The sequence below is a fragment of the Pseudomonas sp. 5P_5.1_Bac1 genome, assembly GCF_025466015.1.
Classification (GTDB): domain Bacteria; phylum Pseudomonadota; class Gammaproteobacteria; order Pseudomonadales; family Pseudomonadaceae; genus Aquipseudomonas.
In genome coordinates, this window is sequence record NZ_JANLNX010000098.1 from 13,680 (window position 1) to 33,543 (window position 19,864).

At 63.8% G+C, this 19,864-nt stretch carries 18 protein-coding genes; all 18 read right to left on the bottom strand.

Annotation, left to right across the window (positions count from 1 at the left end):
• Positions 1-119 precede the first annotated feature (119 nt).
• Positions 120-1,514, bottom strand: coding sequence for a flagellar filament capping protein FliD (fliD, locus tag NTD82_RS21455; RefSeq protein WP_095156951.1), 1,395 nt, complete (start codon positions 1,512-1,514; stop codon positions 120-122).
• 80 nt (positions 1,515-1,594) lie between these two features.
• Positions 1,595-1,960, bottom strand: a complete 366-nt coding sequence (locus NTD82_RS21460) for a flagellar protein FlaG (RefSeq protein ID WP_095156950.1) — start codon at positions 1,958-1,960, stop codon at positions 1,595-1,597.
• A 69-nt stretch (positions 1,961-2,029) separates the two neighbouring features.
• Complete coding sequence (locus NTD82_RS21465; RefSeq protein ID WP_095156949.1) at positions 2,030-2,884, bottom strand: flagellin domain-containing protein; 855 nt, start codon at positions 2,882-2,884, stop codon at positions 2,030-2,032.
• A 218-nt stretch (positions 2,885-3,102) separates the two neighbouring features.
• Complete coding sequence (locus NTD82_RS21470; protein ID WP_095156948.1) at positions 3,103-3,363, bottom strand: hypothetical protein; 261 nt, start codon at positions 3,361-3,363, stop codon at positions 3,103-3,105.
• Positions 3,360-4,652, bottom strand: coding sequence for a motility associated factor glycosyltransferase family protein (locus tag NTD82_RS21475; RefSeq protein WP_095156947.1), 1,293 nt, complete (start codon positions 4,650-4,652; stop codon positions 3,360-3,362). The genes NTD82_RS21470 and NTD82_RS21475 overlap by 4 nt, the downstream gene beginning before the upstream one ends.
• 70 nt (positions 4,653-4,722) lie before the next feature.
• Positions 4,723-5,649, bottom strand: a complete 927-nt coding sequence (locus tag NTD82_RS21480; protein ID WP_095156946.1) for a ketoacyl-ACP synthase III — start codon at positions 5,647-5,649, stop codon at positions 4,723-4,725.
• A gap of 247 nt (positions 5,650-5,896) precedes the next feature.
• Positions 5,897-6,949 carry a pseudaminic acid synthase gene (gene pseI, locus NTD82_RS21485; RefSeq protein WP_095156945.1) on the bottom strand — a complete coding sequence of 351 codons (1,053 nt, stop codon included), beginning with the start codon at positions 6,947-6,949 and terminating at the stop codon, positions 5,897-5,899.
• Complete coding sequence (gene pseG, locus NTD82_RS21490; RefSeq protein ID WP_262130141.1) at positions 6,936-8,012, bottom strand: UDP-2,4-diacetamido-2,4,6-trideoxy-beta-L-altropyranose hydrolase; 1,077 nt, start codon at positions 8,010-8,012, stop codon at positions 6,936-6,938. The genes pseI and pseG overlap by 14 nt, the downstream gene beginning before the upstream one ends.
• Entirely contained in the window at positions 8,009-8,725 is a 717-nt protein-coding gene (gene pseF, locus NTD82_RS21495; RefSeq protein ID WP_262130142.1) for a pseudaminic acid cytidylyltransferase, read from the bottom strand. The genes pseG and pseF overlap by 4 nt, the downstream gene beginning before the upstream one ends.
• Positions 8,722-9,894, bottom strand: coding sequence for a UDP-4-amino-4,6-dideoxy-N-acetyl-beta-L-altrosamine transaminase (pseC, locus tag NTD82_RS21500; protein ID WP_262130161.1), 1,173 nt, complete (start codon positions 9,892-9,894; stop codon positions 8,722-8,724). The genes pseF and pseC overlap by 4 nt, the downstream gene beginning before the upstream one ends.
• 490 nt (positions 9,895-10,384) lie before the next feature.
• Positions 10,385-13,267 carry a TIGR00180 family glycosyltransferase gene (locus NTD82_RS21505; protein WP_262130144.1) on the bottom strand — a complete coding sequence of 961 codons (2,883 nt, stop codon included), beginning with the start codon at positions 13,265-13,267 and terminating at the stop codon, positions 10,385-10,387.
• 73 nt (positions 13,268-13,340) lie between these two features.
• On the bottom strand, positions 13,341-14,072 hold the full coding sequence (locus tag NTD82_RS21510; protein WP_095156941.1) for a cephalosporin hydroxylase family protein: 732 nt from the start codon (positions 14,070-14,072) through the stop codon (positions 13,341-13,343).
• 20 nt (positions 14,073-14,092) lie between these two features.
• Positions 14,093-15,166 (bottom strand): class I SAM-dependent methyltransferase, encoded by a 1,074-nt coding sequence (locus NTD82_RS21515; protein ID WP_095156940.1) that lies wholly within the window; start codon positions 15,164-15,166, stop codon positions 14,093-14,095.
• Positions 15,156-16,022, bottom strand: coding sequence for an NAD-dependent epimerase/dehydratase family protein (locus tag NTD82_RS21520; RefSeq protein ID WP_262130149.1), 867 nt, complete (start codon positions 16,020-16,022; stop codon positions 15,156-15,158). The genes NTD82_RS21515 and NTD82_RS21520 overlap by 11 nt, the downstream gene beginning before the upstream one ends.
• The gene (locus NTD82_RS21525) at positions 16,019-17,242 is read right to left on the bottom strand and encodes a class I SAM-dependent methyltransferase (protein WP_262130151.1); all 1,224 of its coding nucleotides are present in this window, start codon (positions 17,240-17,242) and stop codon (positions 16,019-16,021) included. The genes NTD82_RS21520 and NTD82_RS21525 overlap by 4 nt, the downstream gene beginning before the upstream one ends.
• Positions 17,239-17,799: a dTDP-4-dehydrorhamnose 3,5-epimerase family protein gene (locus NTD82_RS21530; RefSeq protein WP_262130153.1), complete on the bottom strand. Its 561-nt coding sequence runs from the start codon at positions 17,797-17,799 to the stop codon at positions 17,239-17,241. The genes NTD82_RS21525 and NTD82_RS21530 overlap by 4 nt, the downstream gene beginning before the upstream one ends.
• Entirely contained in the window at positions 17,796-18,878 is a 1,083-nt protein-coding gene (rfbG, locus tag NTD82_RS21535; RefSeq protein ID WP_095156936.1) for a CDP-glucose 4,6-dehydratase, read from the bottom strand. Before rfbG ends, NTD82_RS21530 begins: the two co-directional genes overlap by 4 nt.
• The gene (rfbF, locus tag NTD82_RS21540) at positions 18,860-19,633 is read right to left on the bottom strand and encodes a glucose-1-phosphate cytidylyltransferase (RefSeq protein WP_095156935.1); all 774 of its coding nucleotides are present in this window, start codon (positions 19,631-19,633) and stop codon (positions 18,860-18,862) included. Before rfbF ends, rfbG begins: the two co-directional genes overlap by 19 nt.
• Between the last annotated feature and the right edge of the window lie 231 nt (positions 19,634-19,864).

Sequence of the window (19,864 nt, forward strand, 5' to 3'; positions counted from 1 at the left end):
CCTCACCACAATTGCTGTATGACCGGGCTATCGACCCCGCGTCAAAAAACTTTAAGGAAGATGCAAAAAGCCCGACATGCTGGTATGGCACTGCCGGGCTTTTGGCGTCAGTCAGTAGATCAGGACGACTTGGACTGAGCGGCCATCGCCTCGAAGATCGAAGTGATGTTGTCGCGCTGGGCGTTGAGTTTGCCCACCAGAGTGTCCATGGTGTTGTACTTCTTGGTCAACGACGCGGTCATCGCAGTAACCCGTGCATCCAGCGACGACTGCTGCAAGGTCAGGCTCTTTTTCGCCTGCTCGAGAATCTTGGAGCGGTCGTCCAGCAAGCCGCCGGATTTCGAATAGGGGTCCAACGCCGAGGTCATGCGGGCCAAAAGACCGTCATCTCCGCCGAACAGCGCCTGAATACCACCACCCAGCTTCTGCACTTCCACAGCCTTGGTGAACTTGGTGGAGTCCAGTTCAAGCAGGCCGGTTTCCTGAACAGTGTTGATGCCCAACTGCGACAGCACCTGCAAGTTATCGCTACCCCCAGCCGGCACTACCAACTGGTCACGCAGGGTCTTGAGCATGTTGCGAGCCGCCGAGTCACCCGACAGCGCAGGCGCGGTACCCATCGTGCCGTCGGCGTTCTTGGTCGCCTGGCTGAGGCTGGTGACCGTCTTGACCAGCGTGTTGTAGGCATCCACGAACGACTGTACCGACTTCTTCAGGCCTTCGGTGTTGGTGCCCACGGTGACGGTGGTTTCGCCTTTGGCAACCAGGTCAATCGTCAGGCCACTTACCGCATTTTCGACCTTGTTCGACTTGCTGGTGAGTACCATACCGTCGATTTCGAATTTCGCATCCTTGGCCAGAGCACTGATGAAACCCGCGCCGGTGCCAACCATTTGCGCAGTGCCGTCGATTTCCAGCTCAGGGATGCCACCAACGGAGATGTCGGAATCCAGGCCGGTATTAGTCGACGTCAAAACCAGGCGAGAGCCAGTGCCATCATTGATGATGTTGGCCATGATGCCTTTGTTGTTGACCTGGCCATTGATGGTGTCGCGGACCGATTGCAGCGTGGCATTCGGGCCGATCTCGACCGTGTAGTCCTGGTCGCCCTGCGAAATGGTCAATACACCTTCGCTGATCGCGTCGGCACTGGAACCAAAACGCTGGCTGGCAACTTTCGACGCCGTTGCCAGCTCGGTCACCTTGACGCTGTACATGCCGCCGACAGCGCCGTTACCGGCGGTTGCCTTGACGGTCTTTTCATCCGCGCTGGTCGCGTTGTAGGCAAGGAACTGTGGCGAAGTGGTGCTGCTCAGCTTTTCAAGGGCGGTCTTGTAGGCAGCCAATGCGCTTTTCAGACTGCCGATCGCCGAGATCGTCGCCGTGTTGGACTTGGTTTGCCGATCGATCTGGCTCTGTTTAGGCGTTTTTTCGGCGTCAACCAAGGCCTTTACAATCGCACTGGTATCCAGGCCACTACCCAGACCCAGGGCCGGCAGAATTGGACTTGCCATGTTTCTCTCCTTTTTTGGTTCACGCCAAACGCTTGACCATTACCGCACGAGCCGCAAACCCTTCAATTTTCGTACCGCCTTCAGACCTTTTCGTCGAATAGAAGGCTGTTTACGTCATGCAGGCTTTTCGCCAATTCCAGCGCCGTTTGCGATGGAATCTGCCGAATGACCTCACCGCTGTCGCGAGCAACTACCTTTACGACGACGGTTCCGGTGGAATCATCCACCGAGAATTCCAGGTTGCGTTGCAACGACTGGACAAAATCCTGGATTTCCTTGACCGCTGATTGCAACTCAGTGGCATCGGATTCTTTTTCTGTCGCTACGGCTGACAGGGACGGCTTGTTGTAGACCTTGTCGGACGCACCTTGTTCAGCAGTCTTGTCGTGCTGAGCCGCGGTCGTCGAGGCCGGATAAGACGCATTCAATCTGACGCTTATGTCCATCGCCCATCACCTCCAAAGTAAAAGGCGAGGAAATGCTCACGCACCCCCTCGCCGAACTTCATCGCGCTATTACTGAAGCAGTTTCAGTACGGCGGATGGCAGTTGGTTGGCCTGGGCCAGAACTGCGGTGGACGCTTGCTGCAGAGTTTGCTGCTTGGTCAGCTGAGCAGTTTCTGCTGCGAAGTCGGTGTCCTGAACGCGGCCTTGAGCGGCGGTGGCGTTCTCAGCCATGCTTTGCAGGTTGTTGATGGTGCTCTGGAAACGGTTCTGAACAGCACCGAGCTCCGATTTCTTGTCGTCGATCTTCTGCAGAGCAGCGTCGATGGCGGTGATAGCAGCGTCAACCGAGGTGTGTACAGCGGAGTCGGAAGTACCCGAGATCGCCAGAGTACCGGTACCGACCGCCAGGGTCGAAGCGGCGAAGCTGGTGCTCATTACAACGCTGATGACCTGGTCAGTACCGGTCATTGCGCCGACCTGGAACTGCATGGTGCCAGCACTGGCGTCCAGCAGGTGTTTGCTGGTGCCGTAGGTGGTGGACGAAGCGATACGAGTGATCTCGTCGGACTTGGCCGCGAACTCTTTGTTCAGAGCAGCGCGTTCAGTGGTGCCGTTGGAGTCGTTACGCGATTGCAGAGCCAGTTCACGCATACGCTGCAGGATGTTGGTCATTTCAGACAGAGCGCCTTCAGCGGTCTGAGTGATCGAAACACCGTCGTTGGCGTTTTTGATGGCTACGGCCGAACCGGTAACCATGGTTTGCAGCTTGTTGGCGATCTGCTGACCAGCGGCGTCGTCTTTAGCGCTGTTGATGCGCAGGCCGGACGACAGACGAGTCATGGAGGTGCTCAGGCTGTCGGAAGCGCGGTTCAGGTTCTTCTGGACGGCCAGGGAGGTAGTGTTGGTGTTTACGGTTAATGCCATGACGAATTCCTCGTTGGATGGATACTGCGGCTTCCGGCCCTGGCATCCGCCGGGTGTGGCCTAGAGAACCTTCGTAATGTTTATCGTCGGGTTTTCAGGTTGCTTGAGGGTTTTTTCAAAAAAAAGTGCCATCACCCAGCCACCCCTTGCAAATCAGGCACTTGCCGGAAGCCACCAGCGCCGCGAGCGGCGAACGCACTGTGATGGCCATCACACTTTCAGGCGGAAGCTGTCCGCTCGATCAATTCCAGCAACTCGTATTCCAGGTTATCGGCTACGCAAAGCCAGTCCTGGCGCTGCTGCGCGGCAAGGATCTGCGCCAGCAGCGTCGCGGATTGCGCCTGCAGCGCCTGGGGCGCGCGCTCGAACAGCGGCATCACCGCCTCGAACAGGCTGACCATTTCCACTGCCGCCTCCACGTCCCGTCCCAGACGGAACAGCCCCGCGCACTGATGTGCGGCTTGCTGACAGGCGGTCATGGGCAGAACTCCTGGTCAAAGCGCGCGCCGGCGATCAAGGCCCCGGCACGACTGGTATTGAAGAACGCCACCTCAGGGTGACGGGCAATGAAGCGCTCCAGCTCGATCAGGTAGCCACGGAAATTCAGTTGTGTGCGCACCCGCTGGCCATGCCCATCCAGCACCCAGTGGCGCGCTACGGCCAGTTGCGGGCCAAGATCGCCGTCATTCCAGCCGGTGTGGGTGCGGTTCATCGGGAAAGCGAAGTCGGCGCCGAACAGGGTGATGCGGCTCACGCCCATCTTCACCGCCAGGTCCACCGCCGGATGAATGACGCTGCCGCCTACGAACAGGTGCCCGCGGGGGATGTCGTCGCGCACCCGGTCGTACAGGGCGCTATCGGAATAGGCGGCATAGCGCGGCCCCTGCCACGCCGCCAGCGTGTCGACGTCGAGCATCGGCATGTACACCAGCGCGGTTCGCGCCGAGGCCTCAGGCGGCAGGTGATGCAGGCGGATCTTGTGATCGACGCTGACCACTATGTCCGGCTCGATGCCGGCCGCAAGCAAGGGCTTGTAGGCCGTGTCGACGCAAATGAACAGCGGCCGCCCCGGCTGCTCGCGAAGATGCCGCAGCGCCGGCAGATGGCCCTGCAGGGTCGGCCCGGTGGCGATCACCAGGACGCCCTCCCCCGCTCGGCTACCGAACAGCTCGGCCACGTCGCGGTCGGCCCGCAGCAGCGGCAGGCTCTGATCGAGCAACGCCACCAGCGCCGGGTCGGCGACATCGAAATTGCGGTTGTTGTAGGTCAGGTGAACTTCGCCGATCAGGCGGTCACGGACCTTGGCATTGAAATCGTCGGCCAGCACCAACTCGGCCGGCAGGGCGAAGAATGGCAAGGCGATTTCCGCGGCATCGCCGGCATACGCCAGTTCGACACGCGGATCGGCGAGCCACGCGCACTGGTCGAGCAGCTGCAGGACCAGCTTGAACACGGCGCCATTGAGAATATGAACGTGCAGATGGCGTAGCGAAGGACGCCGCAGCAGCTCGGCCTGGAGATCACCGAGACCGGTACCGTAGAGATGCAACACGGGGCTGTCGTCGGGCAGGCTGGCAGCCTGGAAACGCGCCTCGGCGAGACGGTCATGGCGACTGGTGAGCTGAACACCGTCAACCGTCAGGGTCGAGCCCAGCCCTTCAGTCAGTACCGCGTCGACCTTGTCGCTGTCTTCACGTATCAGGCGATCGAACAGCGACGGCCAGCGGGCCTGGATAATGTCGGCGTTGCGCTGGAAAAATTCGCTCATTGGTTGAGCATCCCTTGCCTGCGAAACGCCTGAGATTACCCCAGCAAGCGGCTTTAAGCAGCCACCGCGATCAAGGCCGGTGGAGAATCGCCGAGCCCCACGACAGGCCAACACCGAAGCCGCTCAGGGCCACTCGCTGCCAGGTGGTATCCAGGGCGTGCTTTTCCAGCAGCAGCGGGATGCTCGACGACACGGTATTGCCGGTCTCGACCATGTCCTTGACGAACTTCTCCGGCTTGTCTTCGAAGCGGCGGGCGACCGCATCGACGATAGCCGCGCTGCCCTGGTGGATACAGAACGCGTCGATATCGTCGGCGCTGAGGCCGGAGCGCTCAAGCAACTCGTGCAGGTGCGCCGGCACCTTGAGCAGGGCGAAGTTGAACACCTGGCGGCCGTTCATGAAGAACACGCCATCGCTGACCTTCAGGTGCGGCGCACCGGAACCGTCGGTGCCGAAGGCGGACTTGCCCAGCGCCCAGACCGGGTCTTCACCCATCCAGGTGGCAGTGGCGGCGTCGCCGAACAGCATGGTGGTGTTGCGGTCTTCCGGATCGACGATCTTGGAGTACGGATCGGCGGTCACCAGCAGGCCGTTCTTCAGGCCGGTGGCTTCCATGAAACCCTTGAGCGCGTAGATGCCGTAGACGTAGCCGGAGCAGCCGAGGGAAATGTCGAACGCCGCGACATGGGTCGGCAGGCCAAGCTTGTCCTGGACGATTGCCGCGGTGTGAGGAAGACCTTCGGCGTCACCGTTCTGGGTGACGACGATCAGCGCATCGATGGAATCGCGCGACAGCTCGGGGTTCGCGGCGAACAGTGCGTTGACCGCTTCGACGCACAGGTCGGAGGTCTCTTGTTCGTCGGATTTGCGCGGCAGGAAGGCCGAGCCGATCTTGCCAAGGATGAAATCCTCATCCTTACCGAATTTGGCGCCTTGTGCGTAGTTGTCCAGGCCCGCAGCCGGAACGTAGCTCGCAATGCTTTTTATGCCAATCATCATGGCTTCCCAATAAATAACCGCTAGATATCACCGCTCGCACGATTCGAGGGGCGCCAGAAAACAGGGATTCCCGCTGCCCGATCACTTGGACAGCGGTGGAAATGGTGGTGACACGGCCCGCCACTCCCATTAACGATAGAGACACAGATGCCCGGTCTGACTGATAGGTCACGGATTTTCACAGACAATGGCATATTTTCCTAGGGCGTGCCGCCCCAGGCTGCGTGGCAGACGGGCGGCAGCCCTACTCCACCAGCGACCAGTCCAGCGCGGTTCCACGGGCAAGTGGCTGCCGGGCCTTGCGCCCGAGCAGGGATTCCAGGTGCTTGGGCGCAAGGCCGAGCCCCGGACGAATGGCGCGCACATTGCTCTGATCGAAGACCTCGCCAGCCGCCATGTCACGCACCACGTACAACGAACGCCGGAAGCGCCGCGAGGCCTCTTCGGCCTGGCTCGCGCCGTAACGCACCTGACCCAGCGACTGCCAGGCCCGCTCGGTCTCCTGCACCAGGCAGGCCAGTTCCGCCGGCTCCAGCGAGAATGCCGCATCCACCCCGCCCTCGGCGCGGCTGAGGGTGAAGTGCTTTTCCACCACGCTGGCGCCCAGCGCGACCGCCGCCACCGCCGCGCCCACACCCAGGGTGTGATCGGACAGCCCGACTTCGCAGCCGAACAGTTCGCGCAGGTGCGGAATGGTCCGCACGTTGCTGTTCTCCGGGTTTGCCGGGTAGGTGCTGGTGCACTTGAGCAACACCAGATCACGACAGCCGGCCTGGCGCGCCGTGCGCACGGTTTCGTCCAGCTCGGCCAGGCTGGCCATGCCGGTGGAAATGATCATCGGCTTGCCGGTAGCGGCCACCTTGCGGATCAGCGGCAGGTCGGTGTTTTCGAAACTGGCGATCTTGTACGCCGGCACGTCAAGGCTTTCGAGAAAGTCCACGGCGCTTTCGTCGAACGGTGTGGAGAACGCCAGCATGCCCAGCTCACGGGCGCGCCGGAAAATCGGCGCGTGCCACTCCCACGGGGTGTACGCCTGCTGGTACAGCGAATACAGCGAGGAGCCGGCCCAAAGGCTGCTCTTGTCTTCGATGAAGAACTCGCCATGGCTCAGGTCCAGGGTCATGGTGTCGGCGGTGTAGGTCTGCAGCTTCAGGGCATGGGCGCCGGCTTTGGCAGCGGCCTCGACGATCTGCAAGGCGCGCTCCAGCGACTGGTTGTGATTGCCGCTCATCTCGGCGATCACCAGGGGCGCGGCATCGACGCCGACACGACGCTGACCGATGTCAAAACTGCTCATGCTGAGAATCCTTCAATACCTGTTCGAAATGGCCCGCGGCCTGTGTATAACCCGCCGCCTGGAACAGCGCCAGCGCCACCCGCTGCGCACCCAGGCCATCCACCAGTTCCATGCCGCGCGCGGCAAAATGTTGACGCTGCGGCAGATTGCCCAGCAACCCGGCAATTGCCTGATGCAGCGCTGCCACCGCGACCTGTTCTGCCGGCCCCAGGTACAGGTGCAGACCCGCCTGCGCCAGCGCCTCGGCGTTGGCGTACTGGTTTGGCGCGACGCCGATACACAGGCTCGGCAGGCCGATGGCCGCACGCTCCCAGGTGGTCCCGCCGCCAGCACCGATGAACAAGGTGGCTGCGGCCATGCGCTCGGGCAGGTCGTTGACGAAATTCAGCAACGTCCAGCCAGGATGACGGGCGACCAGTGATTGCAATGCCGCGAGATCCGGACTGGAGTGCCCGGCAATGCACTGCACCTCGACGCCTTCGAGCCCGTCCAGCGCCTGCAAGGTGCGCAAGGTCATGCCGGCCTGGTCGAAGCCACCAAAGCTCACCAGCACCCGGCTCGGACCTGCTTGCGCGGCCGGACGAAGCTCGCGGAACGCCGGGCGCAGCAACGCATGCCGCGGCCCCGCCAGTATCTGGCAGGCCGCTGGCACCCACCCGTGGTAAAGCGCCGCGCTGGCAGTGAAATTCTGGTCCAGCAGCAAGTCGCAGTCGTGCGGCCGGTCGGCCAGGTCGTCGATGGCCATGACCCGCCGCCCCCAGCAACGCGCCGCGGACTCCCAGCGGGCATCGAATTGGTAATGATCGACAAGAATCCAGTCGAAACACGCCTCGGTCGGCAGCAGCGCCTGCAACGCCGGAATCTCGTCCGGCGTATCGGCGGGCAGGCTGAACACCTCATGCCCGGCCGCGGCGATCCTCTGCATCTGATGCCCCGGCAAGGCGCGGCAGGCGAAGCTGATCTGTGCGCCCCCGGACGCCAGCACCTGCGCCAGCGTCAGGCATCGAGCAACATGGCCGATACCCAGGTGGCTGCCAGCATCGGCGCGAAACAGTACCTTCAACCCTGCAGTTCCCCCGCCGCCAACAACGCGGCGTACAGGTACTCGACACGTCGCCAGTCGTCTTCGGTATCGATGTCCTGGACCAGATGTCGCGGCAAGATCACCGGCAGGCTCTGCTCGGAAAACGGCCCGTTTCCACGCAGCCAGGCGTCGGTTCTTCCCCAGTAGAACTGGCCGGCATCCTGATAGGCGTGGGGCAAGTCCTGGGAACGGGTGTCACGGTACTGCGGATAAAGGGGCGTCAACGCGCCCTCTTCGGTCAAGGTCAACGCCCGCTGAACCGGAAAACCTGCACTGCACACGGAAAATGCGAAGGAGCCCTCGGGCTGATCCAGCAGCGCCTCGTACCCGGCTCGCAGGTAACGCTGCTGCAACAAGGGTGCGGTGGCGTAGATACAGCACGCCAGATCCACTTTTTGCCCTTGCTCAGCCAGTGTCTGCACGGCATGGACGATGACCGACGCGGTAGTGGCATGATCATCCGCCAGCGCTTTGGGGCGGGTGAACGGCACCTCGGCGCCGTAGCTCAGCGCGATATCAGCGATGCGTGGATCGTCGGTGCTGACCACCACACGCTCGAACAGACCACTGCCCAGAGCCGCCCGGATCGAGCAAGCGATGATGGGCTCGCCCCTGAACAGCTTGAGGTTCTTGTACGGAATTCGCTTGCTGTCACCACGGGCGGGAATGATCGCTATCGCAACGTCACTCATGCCCGGTCCGCCTCTGCGACCAGCAATGCGCGCAGGGTGTCTACCACACGGTCCTGCTGCGCTTCGCTCAATTGCGGGAAGAGCGGCAAGGTAATGGCCTGGCGGTAATAGCGTTCCGCTTCAGGGAAATCACCGGGCGCAAAGCCCAGGGCCTGGTAATAGGGCTGCAGGTGAATCGGAATGTAATGCAGGTTGACCTGGATACCGGCCGCACGCATGCCATCGAACACGGCGCGATGGCTCCCTTCCAGGCGGCCCTGCAACCGCACCACATACAGGTGCCAGGCCGACTCGGCCTTCGCCTGGGCCACCGGCAACTGCAGCGGCAAATCGGCAAGCAGTCGTTGATAACGGGCAGCCAGAAAACGCCGGCGCTCCAGGAATTCATCCAGCCGGCGCAATTGCGACAGCCCAAGGGCGGCCTGCACATCGCACATCCGGTAATTGAAACCCAGGTCGACCTGCTGGTAGTACCAGTTGCCGTGCGCGGGCTCGGTCATCTCCTCAGGGTTGCGAGTAATGCCATGGCTACGCAAGGAGCGTAGTTGCCGCGCCAGCGCCGGGTCGTTGCACAAGACCATGCCACCTTCACCGCTGGTGATGATCTTGACCGGATGGAAACTGAAAACCGTCATGTCGGCATAACGACCGCTTCCCACGGGTTCACCGGCATAGCTGGCACCGAAGGCATGCGCGGCGTCCTCGATCACACGGAAACCGTATTTGCGGGCCAACCGGGCAATTTCAGCCATGTCGCAGCTCTGCCCGGAAAAGGCGACCGCCACCAGCACCTTGGGCAATCGATCCGCAGCCTCGGCCTGTTCCAGCTTGGTCGCCAGTGCGCGGACATCGATATTCCAGGTCAGCACGTCGATGTCGACGAAATCCACCTCGGCACCGCAATACCGTGCGCAATTGGCCGAAGCGACGAAACTGTTCGGGCTGGTCCACAGCCAGTCACCCGCGGCAAGCCCCGCCGCCAGGCAGGCCAGATGCAGCCCGGCAGTGGCATTGCTCACCGCTACCGCGAAGGTTGCCTGACAACGCTCGGCGACTGCCTGTTCGAAGCGCTCGAGCACCGGCCCCTGGGTCAGCCAGTCGGAACGCAAGACCTCGACGACCGCGTCGATGTCTGCCTGATCAACATTCTGCCGCCCGTAGGGAATCACCTCTGTACCCGCAAGCGCCGGCAGCCCACCCGGATTGGCGACGGCGGCGGCTTTCGGGTTTTTCCCGGTCCGCCCTTTGAGCCGGTCGTGGCGGTCCGCGCCGAGGCCCACATCAACCTCGGCAGCACCGGGCGTCGTCTCGTGGGCAAGGCGCTCGGTGAACTCCAGGGACATTCGGGTGTTGACCAAAGGAATCATTGCGTTCTCGGAACAGAGGTTCGGATTGTCATGAAGCACGGGGGAGATCAGGCTCTCCGTCAGTTCGGCGGGCACAGTGATGAGCGTGCGATTGAAAGCACCAGCACTGCTGGAACTGAGGGGTGACTTGTCGTCGAACATGCCTGGATCCTTGCTGGGTCGTCGCCGGCATGCGCTGGCGACGACCTGGACTTGCTGTGGTCAGGGACCGGGATCAACGTTTTTCTGACCCCTGCCCTGTTTATGCAAGCCCGAAGCAAGATACAGGCCATTCGCTGGCCGCGAGGCGGGCTCAGCCGACCAGGCTTTTCCAGTCGAAGGCGGCGCTGGCCGGCTTCAGGCTGCGGCCATGGGCAGCGCTCTGCCACAGGCCGGCCCACTTCTGTCGCAACGCGGCAAGCGCGGCGGCATCGTCCGGCAAGTGGCCCGGATGGAGCACCTGGACCTGCGGCGTCCACACGGTCAGCAGTCCGGCGTCGGCGACTTTCAGGCACAGGTCGACATCGGCATAGCTGTCGGCGAACTCACCTTCGTCCAGCCCGCCCAGCGCCCGGAAGACCTCGGTACGCACCATCAGGCACGCAGCCGACACCGCCGGGTAGTTCTGCTCGACACCCGCCTGGCCGAGGTAACCGGTTTCATCCTTGGCCAGCCCGACATGGGCCGCCACGACCTGACCTCCTTCGGCGAGCAACAGGCCGCCCTGGGTGACCTTGCCCTGGGCATCCACCAGCTTGGCGCCGACCACACCGACCTCCTGGCGCTGGGCCTGGTTGAGCAGTGCTTCCAGCCAGTTGGCATTGACCACCTCGGCATCGGCCGACAGCAGCACCAGGTACTCACCGCTGGCTTCGGCGCTGGCGGCATTGACCAGCGCCGCGGCGCTGAGACGCTGCGGGCTTTGCAGCACGCGCACGCGACCGCCGGCCTGCTGCAATTGCTCCAGCCATTGCAGGTGCTGCGGCGACTGGCTGGCGTTGTCGGCGATCAGCACTTCGTAGCGCAGGTAGCGGGTGCGTTGCAGCACGCTGTCCAGGCAACGTTGCAGCGCCGCCTGGTTGTCTTCGCTGTGCAGGATGATCGACACCTGCGGCCGCTCCATATGGCGGTAGTCGATGCGCAAGGCGCCCGGGAAGGCCGAGCTGACCTGGGCCTTGTAGCCGCGGGTGGCGAGGTGCCGGGCCAGTGTCTGGCGCGCGTGCTCATTGTGCTTGAGCTGCGGAGCGTTGCTGACCAGCACCGGTTCGTCCAGGTGCGCCAGACCGTTCAGGCCACCCTGTTCGATCAGGCGCAGCAACAGGTCGTATTCCAGCGCGTCGCTGTACTCGCGGGCAAAGCCACCGGCCTCGACCAGCACTTCGCGGCGCACCAGCCAGTGCCGCGCCATCATCAGCGGCAGGCTTTGCAGCAAGTCGAGGTTGATGCCCGGGCGAAGCATTTCGCGCCACGCACCACCGACCAACTGCTGGATTTCATCCACCGCCACGGCGCGGCACTCCGGCGCGTCGAGCAGTTCCAGGCCCGCCCGCAGCAGACCGGTGGAGGTGAACTCGTCACCGGCCTCGGCCAGCATCAGCCACTCGCAAGAAGTCTGCAGGGCGATCTGGTTGATCTTGTCGACGTAGTCGTCCTGGCTGACCCGGACGAAGTGCACGGTGTTGTGCAGCGACGTCACCGCCGGCAGCGCCGCGGTGGTGAACACCACCACGCGGAACGACCGGCTCAGGCCGCTGAGCAGGCTGTCGAAGGTTGCCTGCAACTTGCTCTCGTCGTGGTTCAGGTCCAGCAGCAGGATGCCGAACTGCGGCCCGCCCTGATGCTGCGCCAAATGGGCGGTGATCGCCTCCTGGCTGGCGTCGTCGGGGCGCCGCGCCTCCAGCCAGTCGAGCATCTGCCCGGACGGCTGGGCGCTGAGCAGCGCGCGACCGGCGTCGCTGGTGACCGACTCAAGACGCCGGGCCCAGGCGGACAGGCGCTGCACCTCGTCGGCCTCGCCGTTGTCCTGCAGCAGTTCGATCAGGCGCTTGACCACCTTGAGGTTGTAGGCACCGCACTCCAGCGCTTTGCGCGCACGGTCGATGACCACATCGATGTGCTCGCCGGCGTTCACCCGCAACAGGCGCTCCTGCGTCAGCCAGATCGGCTCCAGCTCTTCAAGCTGCAAGCGGCCGGCCGGCATGGCGTGGAGAAGGAATTCGATTTCGCTCAGGTGATCGAAGAACGGCTTGTTGTAGAACGGCAGGTCGACGTACTGGGTCGGCAGGAAGTGCCGCTTCGATGGCTCACCCATGCCCGTCAGGATCGACGACAAGATCGGCTCGATGATCAGCGAGCGACCGGCCGCCAGCCCTTCGTACATATGCGCGAAAGTCTGCAGGGCGAAGGCGCGAATATCCTCGCGCTCACCCTTGAGCGGCGTATCCAGCCCAGCCAGGACATCGGCGAATTCCTCGCGACTGGCCACCGAAGCCGGGTCCGGCAAGGCCAGGGCGTAGGTCACCTCGGTGTTGTGCTCCGAGGTGCCGTAGTTGGCCTCGCGCACCGCGTAGGGAATCGGCAGCATCCGCGCCTTGGCGCTGGCCAGCAGGAAGTACGTGTGGCTGACTTCCAGCCATTCGAAGCGCAACGCGTCGGGAATCTGCGCGGCCCAATCCTGCAGCAGCGCGGTGCGGGTCACGGCGTAGAACGGCGGGATAAAGGCGTACAGGTAATCGAGCACCCGCTGGCGCGGGTCTTCGCTGTCGAAGTCTTCGCGGGCGATCTTCTTGTCGCGGCGGTAGTAGTTGGTGTGCCCCGACTCGGCCAGGTACATCATGCTGTAGCCCTGGCACATGCCGTAGTCAGGATGGGCTTCGAGGAAGTCCAGGGACTCGGCGATGGCTTCCGGCAGAATGAAATCGTCGTCGGCCACCAGCGCCACGTAGCGCGTTTTAACCAGGCTCAGGCCATGCTTGATCTTGGCCTGGAAGCCGCGGTAGTTGAACTGCGGCAGGTGCTGGTAATCAACTCGCGGGAAGCGGCTGGCGATGTCCGCGACAGGCTCGGGGGACGAGTCCAGCACCAGCAGGGTGCCGGGGAAATCCTTGTAGTACTGCAAGGCACGGCGCAGGAAGGCCGGGCGTTTGTGGGTCAGCAGAACGAGGGTGAAGTGCTCGCGCAGGGCGGTGCTTTGCATATCTGTACCTACAGGGATTCTGTGGTGATCTTTTGGGCCGAACCGCAGCGATTGGCCGAGAGTTCAGTAAAAATCAGCGAACCCGGCGCAGATACCCGTCCGGCGCCACGCTCAGCAGCAGTTTGTCCTGCATCTGCTGGTCGATTTCGAAGTCGGTGTTTTCCTTCAGGTACTCCCAGACCGCAGTCTTCGGGTTGTCACCCGGGCCCCACGGACGGTCCGGGAAGAATTCCGCCGGCATGTCCTCGACCACGGTGTCCATCACCACGCAGTAGCTGTCCACCGCCACCAGCGGCGCATAGGCACGCAGTTCGGCGAGAACGTGGTCGTGGGTGTGGTTGGAGTCCAGTACCAGGATGACTTTCTTGCCTTCGGCGATCGCGCGCACCTGGGCGATGGTCGCCTCATCGATGCTCGAACCTTCGATCATGGAAATGCGCTTGCTCATCGGGTGCGACTCGATGGCCTCGCGGTTGTGCGGGCGAATGTCGCGGTCGATGCCCAGCACTTCGCCGTGGCCCTGCAGTTCCAGCAGCGAGGCGTAGTAAATGATCGAGCCGCCGTGGGCGATGCCGCACTCGACGATCAGGTCCGGCTTGACCCGCCAGATGATCTCCTGCATCGCCAGCATGTCCTGCGGCAACTGGATGATCGGGCGGCCCATCCACGAGAAGTGGTAGCTGTACTTGTGCTTTGCCGACTCGTTGAAGAAGTCGCGGGCCAGGCCCTTGAGGTTTTCATCCTGGCCCTGGGCGGCGATTTCGGCCTGGCACTCGGCTTCGAAGGCTTTGTTAACGTCGGTCATGGTGCTGTCTCTTCGGATAGTCATTGAAATGCGGCGCTGTCGACGGCGTGATAGACAAAACGGCCATCGGTCATGCGGCGGATTTCCTCGAGGTAGTTGGAATTCATCACGAACAGGTGGGCGCCGTCGGGCAAGGCGGCCATGGCCTCTTGCGGCGAGGACACCCGCGCGCCGCTGAGCGGCAGGTAGCGGCCCTGCTTGGCCGGGTTGATATCGACCACTTGATCGACCGCAACCCCGGCACGCTGAAGGAACAGCGAATAAATAACGCCCTTGGACGATGCGCCCCAGATCGCCGAGCCGCGCTCGCCGTCACGGCGCACGATGTCCACCGCGCGGGCCAGGCTGGCGCTGAAATCGTCCGGCAGGCGCAGCGGCTCGACGCTGCTGGCGTCCAGCTCACGCAAGCTGGCGAGGTCGGCGACGATGTACAGGTACTGCCCGCCGAACAGCCGCCCGGCTTCCAGCACACGGCCGAAGGCACGCTGCAGGTCGGCGAGACGGAAGTAATTGACGTGCTCGTAGAACAGGTCGAACCAGGCCTTGTGCTCGATGATCCAGTCCAGGCAGGGCACTTCGATGTAGATCAGGCCGCTGCCACCGTTGGCCTTGGCGATCTCGCCGAGGAAGCTCATCGGATCCTCGATGTGCTCCAGCACATGGCGCAGCACGATGGCTTCGGCGCGCAGGTCCAGTTCGGCGGTGAACGGCGCCTTGATCACGTCCGGGTTGGCGCCTTCGTAGGCCGGGTCGATGCCGGTCACGGCGTAGCCGCGCTCGCGCAGCAATTCGAGGAACCAGCCCTTGCCGCAGCCCACTTCGATCAGGCTGCGCCCGCTGAAGTGACGGGCGACCACCGCCTCGACGTCGTCGAGATGGCGCTGGAACTGCCCGGAATGGGCCTGTTCGTTCTGGTAGTCGCTGTCGTAGCTGAGCTTGTCGGCATCGAAGGCGTCATTGAAGACCAGGCCGGTGCGGCTGTCCTGCACCAGACGCATGTCGGCGCCGGCACTGGCGCGGGCGCTGGCGGCATCGGCGAAGGTGCGGTTCTGCAACACCGGCAGGTCGGTGGCGCGGTACAACTCATGCTTCATGTTCTGCTCCCAACAGGTCGCGCAGGCGTCGGGCATCACCCCAGAACGCCATCGGCTCGTGCGCCGGATAAGGGTAGTGACCGAGGTTCAGGGCGATGCGCGACCCGCGTGCGGCGCAGTGGCGTTCCACCAGGTTGCGCACGGAGACGGGCTGGCCGCGGCAGACATTGACCACACCGCTGAAATCGCGCTGTTGCAACAGCGCCGCCAGATGGGCCGCAGCGGTTTCTATGGGCAGGAAATCCCGCAACTGCTCGCCACCGGACATGTCGAAACGCTCGGCGCCGCTGTCGATGGCGCGGTCGAGCGCGGCCAGCAGGCTGTTGGGGTTCTGCCCCGGCCCGTACAGGTAAAACAGCCGCGCCCACTGCAAGGTGAACGGCACCTGCTGGCGCAAGGTGTCCAGGAACAAGCGCAAGCTGTGCTTGGCCAGGCCGTAGGCATTGGCAGGCCGGCATTCCACGGTTTCGTCCAGCGGCCCGCTTTGCAGGCCGTATTCGAAGCAGGTGCCGGTGACCTGCACCTGCCCTACCCCGCTCTCAACCGCACGCTTGATAAAGGCGTAGTCGGCCATCAGGTTGTGTTCGAGGTGGAACAGCCCCTGGTAGTTGGGCAACCCCGGCCAGGCCAGGTGGACCAGCGCGTCGACACCCTCGCACAGCGCGGCGACGTCCAGCAGCGGATCATGGATATCGGCGGCGACGAATTCGACCTGGTCGAACCACGCCAGGCGCTTCGCCGGCCCCACCTGTCGCGCCACCGCCCGCACCTGGAAACCCCGCGCCAGCAGCGCCGCAACCAGGTGCTGGCCAACGAAGCCGCTGGCACCGGTCACCAGTACCGTCGGCGCACTCACAGGACCGTCAACTCCGGCACGGCAATCACGAAGCGGCCGCCCCACTCGCGCACCAGCGCTTGTTGCTCGCTGACTTCGCTGAGCAGGTTCCACGGCAGCACCAGCACGTAGTCAGGTTGCTCGATGGCCAGGCGCTCCGGTGCGACCACCGGAATGCGGCTGCCCGGCAGGAATTTGCCCTGCTTGTGCGGGTTGGCATCGGCCACCCAGGCCAGCAGATCAGCACGCACGCCGGCGTAGTTGAGCAGCGTGTTGCCCTTGGCCGCAGCGCCGTAACCGACCACCCGCTTGCCCTCGGCGCGGGCCTGCAGCAGGAAGCGCAGCAACTGGTGCTTGATGCGTTCGGCGGCCGGGGCGAGGGTCGCGTAGAAGTCCGAGGTGGTCACGCCGACCTTGTCTTCGATTTCCAGCAAGCGCTGCACCGCTGGCAGAGTCGCCTGGGGTCCACCGGCACGCTGGACGAAGACCCGCAGCGAGCCGCCATGGGTCGGCAATTCCTGCACGTCGAAGATCGCCAGGCCGTTGCGTGCGCAAAGCGTCTGCACGGCGGTCAGCGACAGGTAGGAATAGTGCTCGTGATAGAGCGTGTCGAACTGGTGCTCGGCCATCAGGCTGAGCAGGTGCGGGAATTCGAAGGTGGCGACGCCGGCCGGCTTGAGCAAGGTGGCGAAGCCGCGCAGGAAGTCGTTGATGTCCGGGACATGCGCCAGCACGTTGTTGGCCGCCATCAGGTCGGCTGCCCAACCCTCCTCCAGCAGTTGCCGGGCGCTCTGCTCGCCGAAGAACAGCTCGCGGATTTCCAGACCCTTTTCCCGCGCCGCCTGGGCGGTGCTGCGGGTCGGCTCGACGCCGAGGCAGGCAATCCCGCGAGCGGCGACGTATTGCAACAGGTAGCCGTCGTTGGCGGCGATTTCCACCACCCGGCTGTCCGCGCCGAGGGCGAAGCGCGCGGCCATGTCCTCGACGTACTGCCGGGCATGGGCCAGCCACGAACTGGAGTAGGAACTGAAGTACGCGTAGTCGGCATCGAACAGGGTGTCGGCGCGGGTGTAGTCCTCGGTCTGCACCAGCCAGCACTGCTGGCACACGCCGACTTTCAGCGGCACCCAGGCCTCGGCCTGCGCCAGTTGCTCGGCGCGCAGGTAGGCGTTGGACGGCGGCGCGGTGCCCAGGTCGATCAACGGCAGGCTCAGCGCTGTGCCACAGCCACGGCAGTTCATGCATGCACTCCGGTGAAATGGTGATCCAGCCAGGGATGGGCGGCATCCCGGGCCGACAGATTCTTGACAGGTAGCGGCCAGTCGATCGCCAGCCGCGGGTCATGCACCGACAGCCCGCCTTCGCGGCCCGGCGCGTAGTCGGCGCTGTGCAGGTAGAGCAACTCGGCTTCCTCACTGAGCACCTGGAAGCCGTGGGCGAAACCGGCCGGGATCAGCAGGCTGCGGCCGTCGCCGGCGCTCAGGTATTCGGCATGCCACTGCAGGAAGGTCGGCGAGCCGCTGCGCAGGTCCACCGCCACGTCCCACACCTCGCCGCGCAGGCAGGTAATGAGCTTGGCTTCCGGGGTGTCGCCCTGCTGGTAATGCAGGCCGCGCACGGAGCCGGCGCCGAGGGTCTGCGAATGGTTGATCTGGCGCACATGGAACGGCGCGCCCAATTCGCTCAGGCCGCCTTCGCAAAACAGCCGGGCGAACTGGCCACGGGCATCGCCGTGGCGCTTGTGCTGCACGCTGAACAGCCCCGCCAGTGGCAGGGATTGCAACAGCAGGTCGCTCACGACAGCTCCGCGTACAGGTTCAGTTGATCGAGGGTGACGGCCCTCAAGTCATCGCCGCGCTTCCACGCCAGGTGCCACTCCAGGGTGTGCTCCAGGCATTCGCGCAGCGACCAGCGGGTGCGCCAGCCGAGCAGTTGCCGGGCACGGCCACTGTCCAGGCGCAGGACACCGGCTTCGTGCAGCTCGCTCGGCTCGACCCGCATACCCGGCGCGTCCGGCCATTGCCGGGACAGGTGGGTGACGACATCGCCGACGCTGCACATATCGCCTTCGTTCGGGCCGAAGTTCCAGGCGCCGGAAAACTCCGGGCCGTTGCTGTACAGCCGGTGCGCCAGTAGCAGGTAGCCGGCCAGCGGCTCCAGGGCGTGCTGCCACGGACGGACCGCCTGTGGATAACGCAGGATCACCGGCTCGCCGGCGGACCACGCCTTGAGCACATCGGGAATCAGCCGCTCGGCGGCGAAGTCGCCGCCACCCAGCACGTTACCGGCCCGCGCCGTGGCCAGGGCCAGGCCGTGCTCGGCGTGGCTTGCCGGCGGGAAGAAGGACGCGGTGTACGACTGCGCCAACAGTTCGCAACAGGCCTTGCTGCTGCTGTAGGGATCATGCCCGCCCAGCGCTTCGTTCTCGCGGTACGGCCACGGCCATTCCTGGTTGGCGTAGACCTTGTCGGTAGTGACCAGCACCACCGAGCGCACGCCGCCGATCTGGCGGATCGCTTCGAGCAGGTTGAGGGTGCCGATGACGTTGCTGGAATAGGTGCCCAGCGGATCGCGGTACGCCTCGCGCACCAGCGGTTGTGCGGCCAGGTGCAGGACGATTTCCGGCTTGGCCTCGGCCACCACTTCCAGCAGCGCGCCGAGGTCACGCAGGTCACCGCGGACATCCTTGATGTCGCGGCCGACGTTGGCCAGTTCGAACAGGCTCGGCTCGGTGGCGGGGTCGAGGGCGAAGCCGGTGACCTCCGCCCCCAGCTCACGCAGCCACAGCGCCAGCCAACTGCCCTTGAAGCCGGTGTGGCCAGTCAGCAGGACGCGCTTGCCTTCCCAGAATTCACGACTCACGCCCACTGTTTCCATGGTGCCTCCCCGCTCTGCCAGAGTTGTTCCAGGTGATTCTTGTCGCGCAGGGTGTCCATCGGATGCCAGAAGCCGTCGTGCTGGAACGCCTGCAACTGGTCTTCTGCGGCCAGTTGGATCAGCGGCTCGGATTCCCAGGAGGTCTGGTCGTCGGCGATATACGGCAGCACCTTCGGCGAAAGCACGAAGAAGCCGCCGTTGATCCAGCCGCCATCACCGCGTGGTTTTTCGATGAAGCCGCTGACCTTGTCGCCGTCACGCTCCAGCGCGCCGTAGCGTCCGGGCGGTTGCACCGCGGTGACGGTGGCGAGCTTGCCGTGCTCCAGATGGAAATCCACCAGCGCGCCGATGTTGATGTCTGATACGCCATCGCCGTAGGTGAAGCAGAACGCCTGTTCGCCTTCCAGGTAACGCGAGGCGCGGCGCAGACGGCCGCCGGTCATGGTTTCCTCGCCGGTATCGACCAGGGTGACGCGCCAGGGCTCGCTGTAGTTCTGATGGACGTCCATGCGGTTGTTGCACATGTCGAACGTGACGTCGGAGGTATGCAGGAAGTAGTTGGCGAAGAAGTCCTTGATCGCGTAGCCCTTGTAGCCGAGGCAGATCACGAAGTCGTGGATCCCGTGGGCCGAGTACTGCTTCATGATGTGCCAGAGAATTGGCTTCCCGCCGATCTCGATCATCGGCTTGGGTTTGAGGTGCGACTCTTCGCTGATGCGCGTGCCCAGTCCACCGGCCAGTATTACCGCCTTCATGTCATCCCCTCTCGTTCGTCACCGGCCCGCGCGCGGCGGGCCGTCCTTATAAATCCCGCATGGCGTGGCAGCGCGGGATTTATGGCGATATCAGAGGGGACTTGCAGGAAACGCGCCAGCTTGGATGGCTGACTTGGCGCGGCAAGGGTGGTGCGTTTGGGGCATGCCTGGGGATTTTTGGCGCTGCTGAGATTGAGCGCCGCCCGCGCGGCGCTCGATCGCAAGACCCCA

Coding starts and splice junctions, on each gene's coding strand:
- fliD (WP_095156951.1), bottom strand. CDS start 1,514: ATGGCAAGTCCAATTCTGCCGGCCCTGGGTCTGGGTAGTGGCCTGGAT.
- NTD82_RS21460 (WP_095156950.1), bottom strand. CDS start 1,960: ATGGACATAAGCGTCAGATTGAATGCGTCTTATCCGGCCTCGACGACC.
- NTD82_RS21465 (WP_095156949.1), bottom strand. CDS start 2,884: ATGGCATTAACCGTAAACACCAACACTACCTCCCTGGCCGTCCAGAAG.
- NTD82_RS21470 (WP_095156948.1), bottom strand. CDS start 3,363: ATGACCGCCTGTCAGCAAGCCGCACATCAGTGCGCGGGGCTGTTCCGT.
- NTD82_RS21475 (WP_095156947.1), bottom strand. CDS start 4,652: ATGAGCGAATTTTTCCAGCGCAACGCCGACATTATCCAGGCCCGCTGG.
- NTD82_RS21480 (WP_095156946.1), bottom strand. CDS start 5,649: ATGATTGGCATAAAAAGCATTGCGAGCTACGTTCCGGCTGCGGGCCTG.
- pseI (WP_095156945.1), bottom strand. CDS start 6,949: ATGAGCAGTTTTGACATCGGTCAGCGTCGTGTCGGCGTCGATGCCGCG.
- pseF (WP_262130142.1), bottom strand. CDS start 8,725: ATGAGTGACGTTGCGATAGCGATCATTCCCGCCCGTGGTGACAGCAAG.
- NTD82_RS21505 (WP_262130144.1), bottom strand. CDS start 13,267: ATGCAAAGCACCGCCCTGCGCGAGCACTTCACCCTCGTTCTGCTGACC.
- NTD82_RS21510 (WP_095156941.1), bottom strand. CDS start 14,072: ATGACCGACGTTAACAAAGCCTTCGAAGCCGAGTGCCAGGCCGAAATC.
- NTD82_RS21515 (WP_095156940.1), bottom strand. CDS start 15,166: ATGAAGCATGAGTTGTACCGCGCCACCGACCTGCCGGTGTTGCAGAAC.
- NTD82_RS21525 (WP_262130151.1), bottom strand. CDS start 17,242: ATGAACTGCCGTGGCTGTGGCACAGCGCTGAGCCTGCCGTTGATCGAC.
- rfbG (WP_095156936.1), bottom strand. CDS start 18,878: ATGGAAACAGTGGGCGTGAGTCGTGAATTCTGGGAAGGCAAGCGCGTC.
- rfbF (WP_095156935.1), bottom strand. CDS start 19,633: ATGAAGGCGGTAATACTGGCCGGTGGACTGGGCACGCGCATCAGCGAA.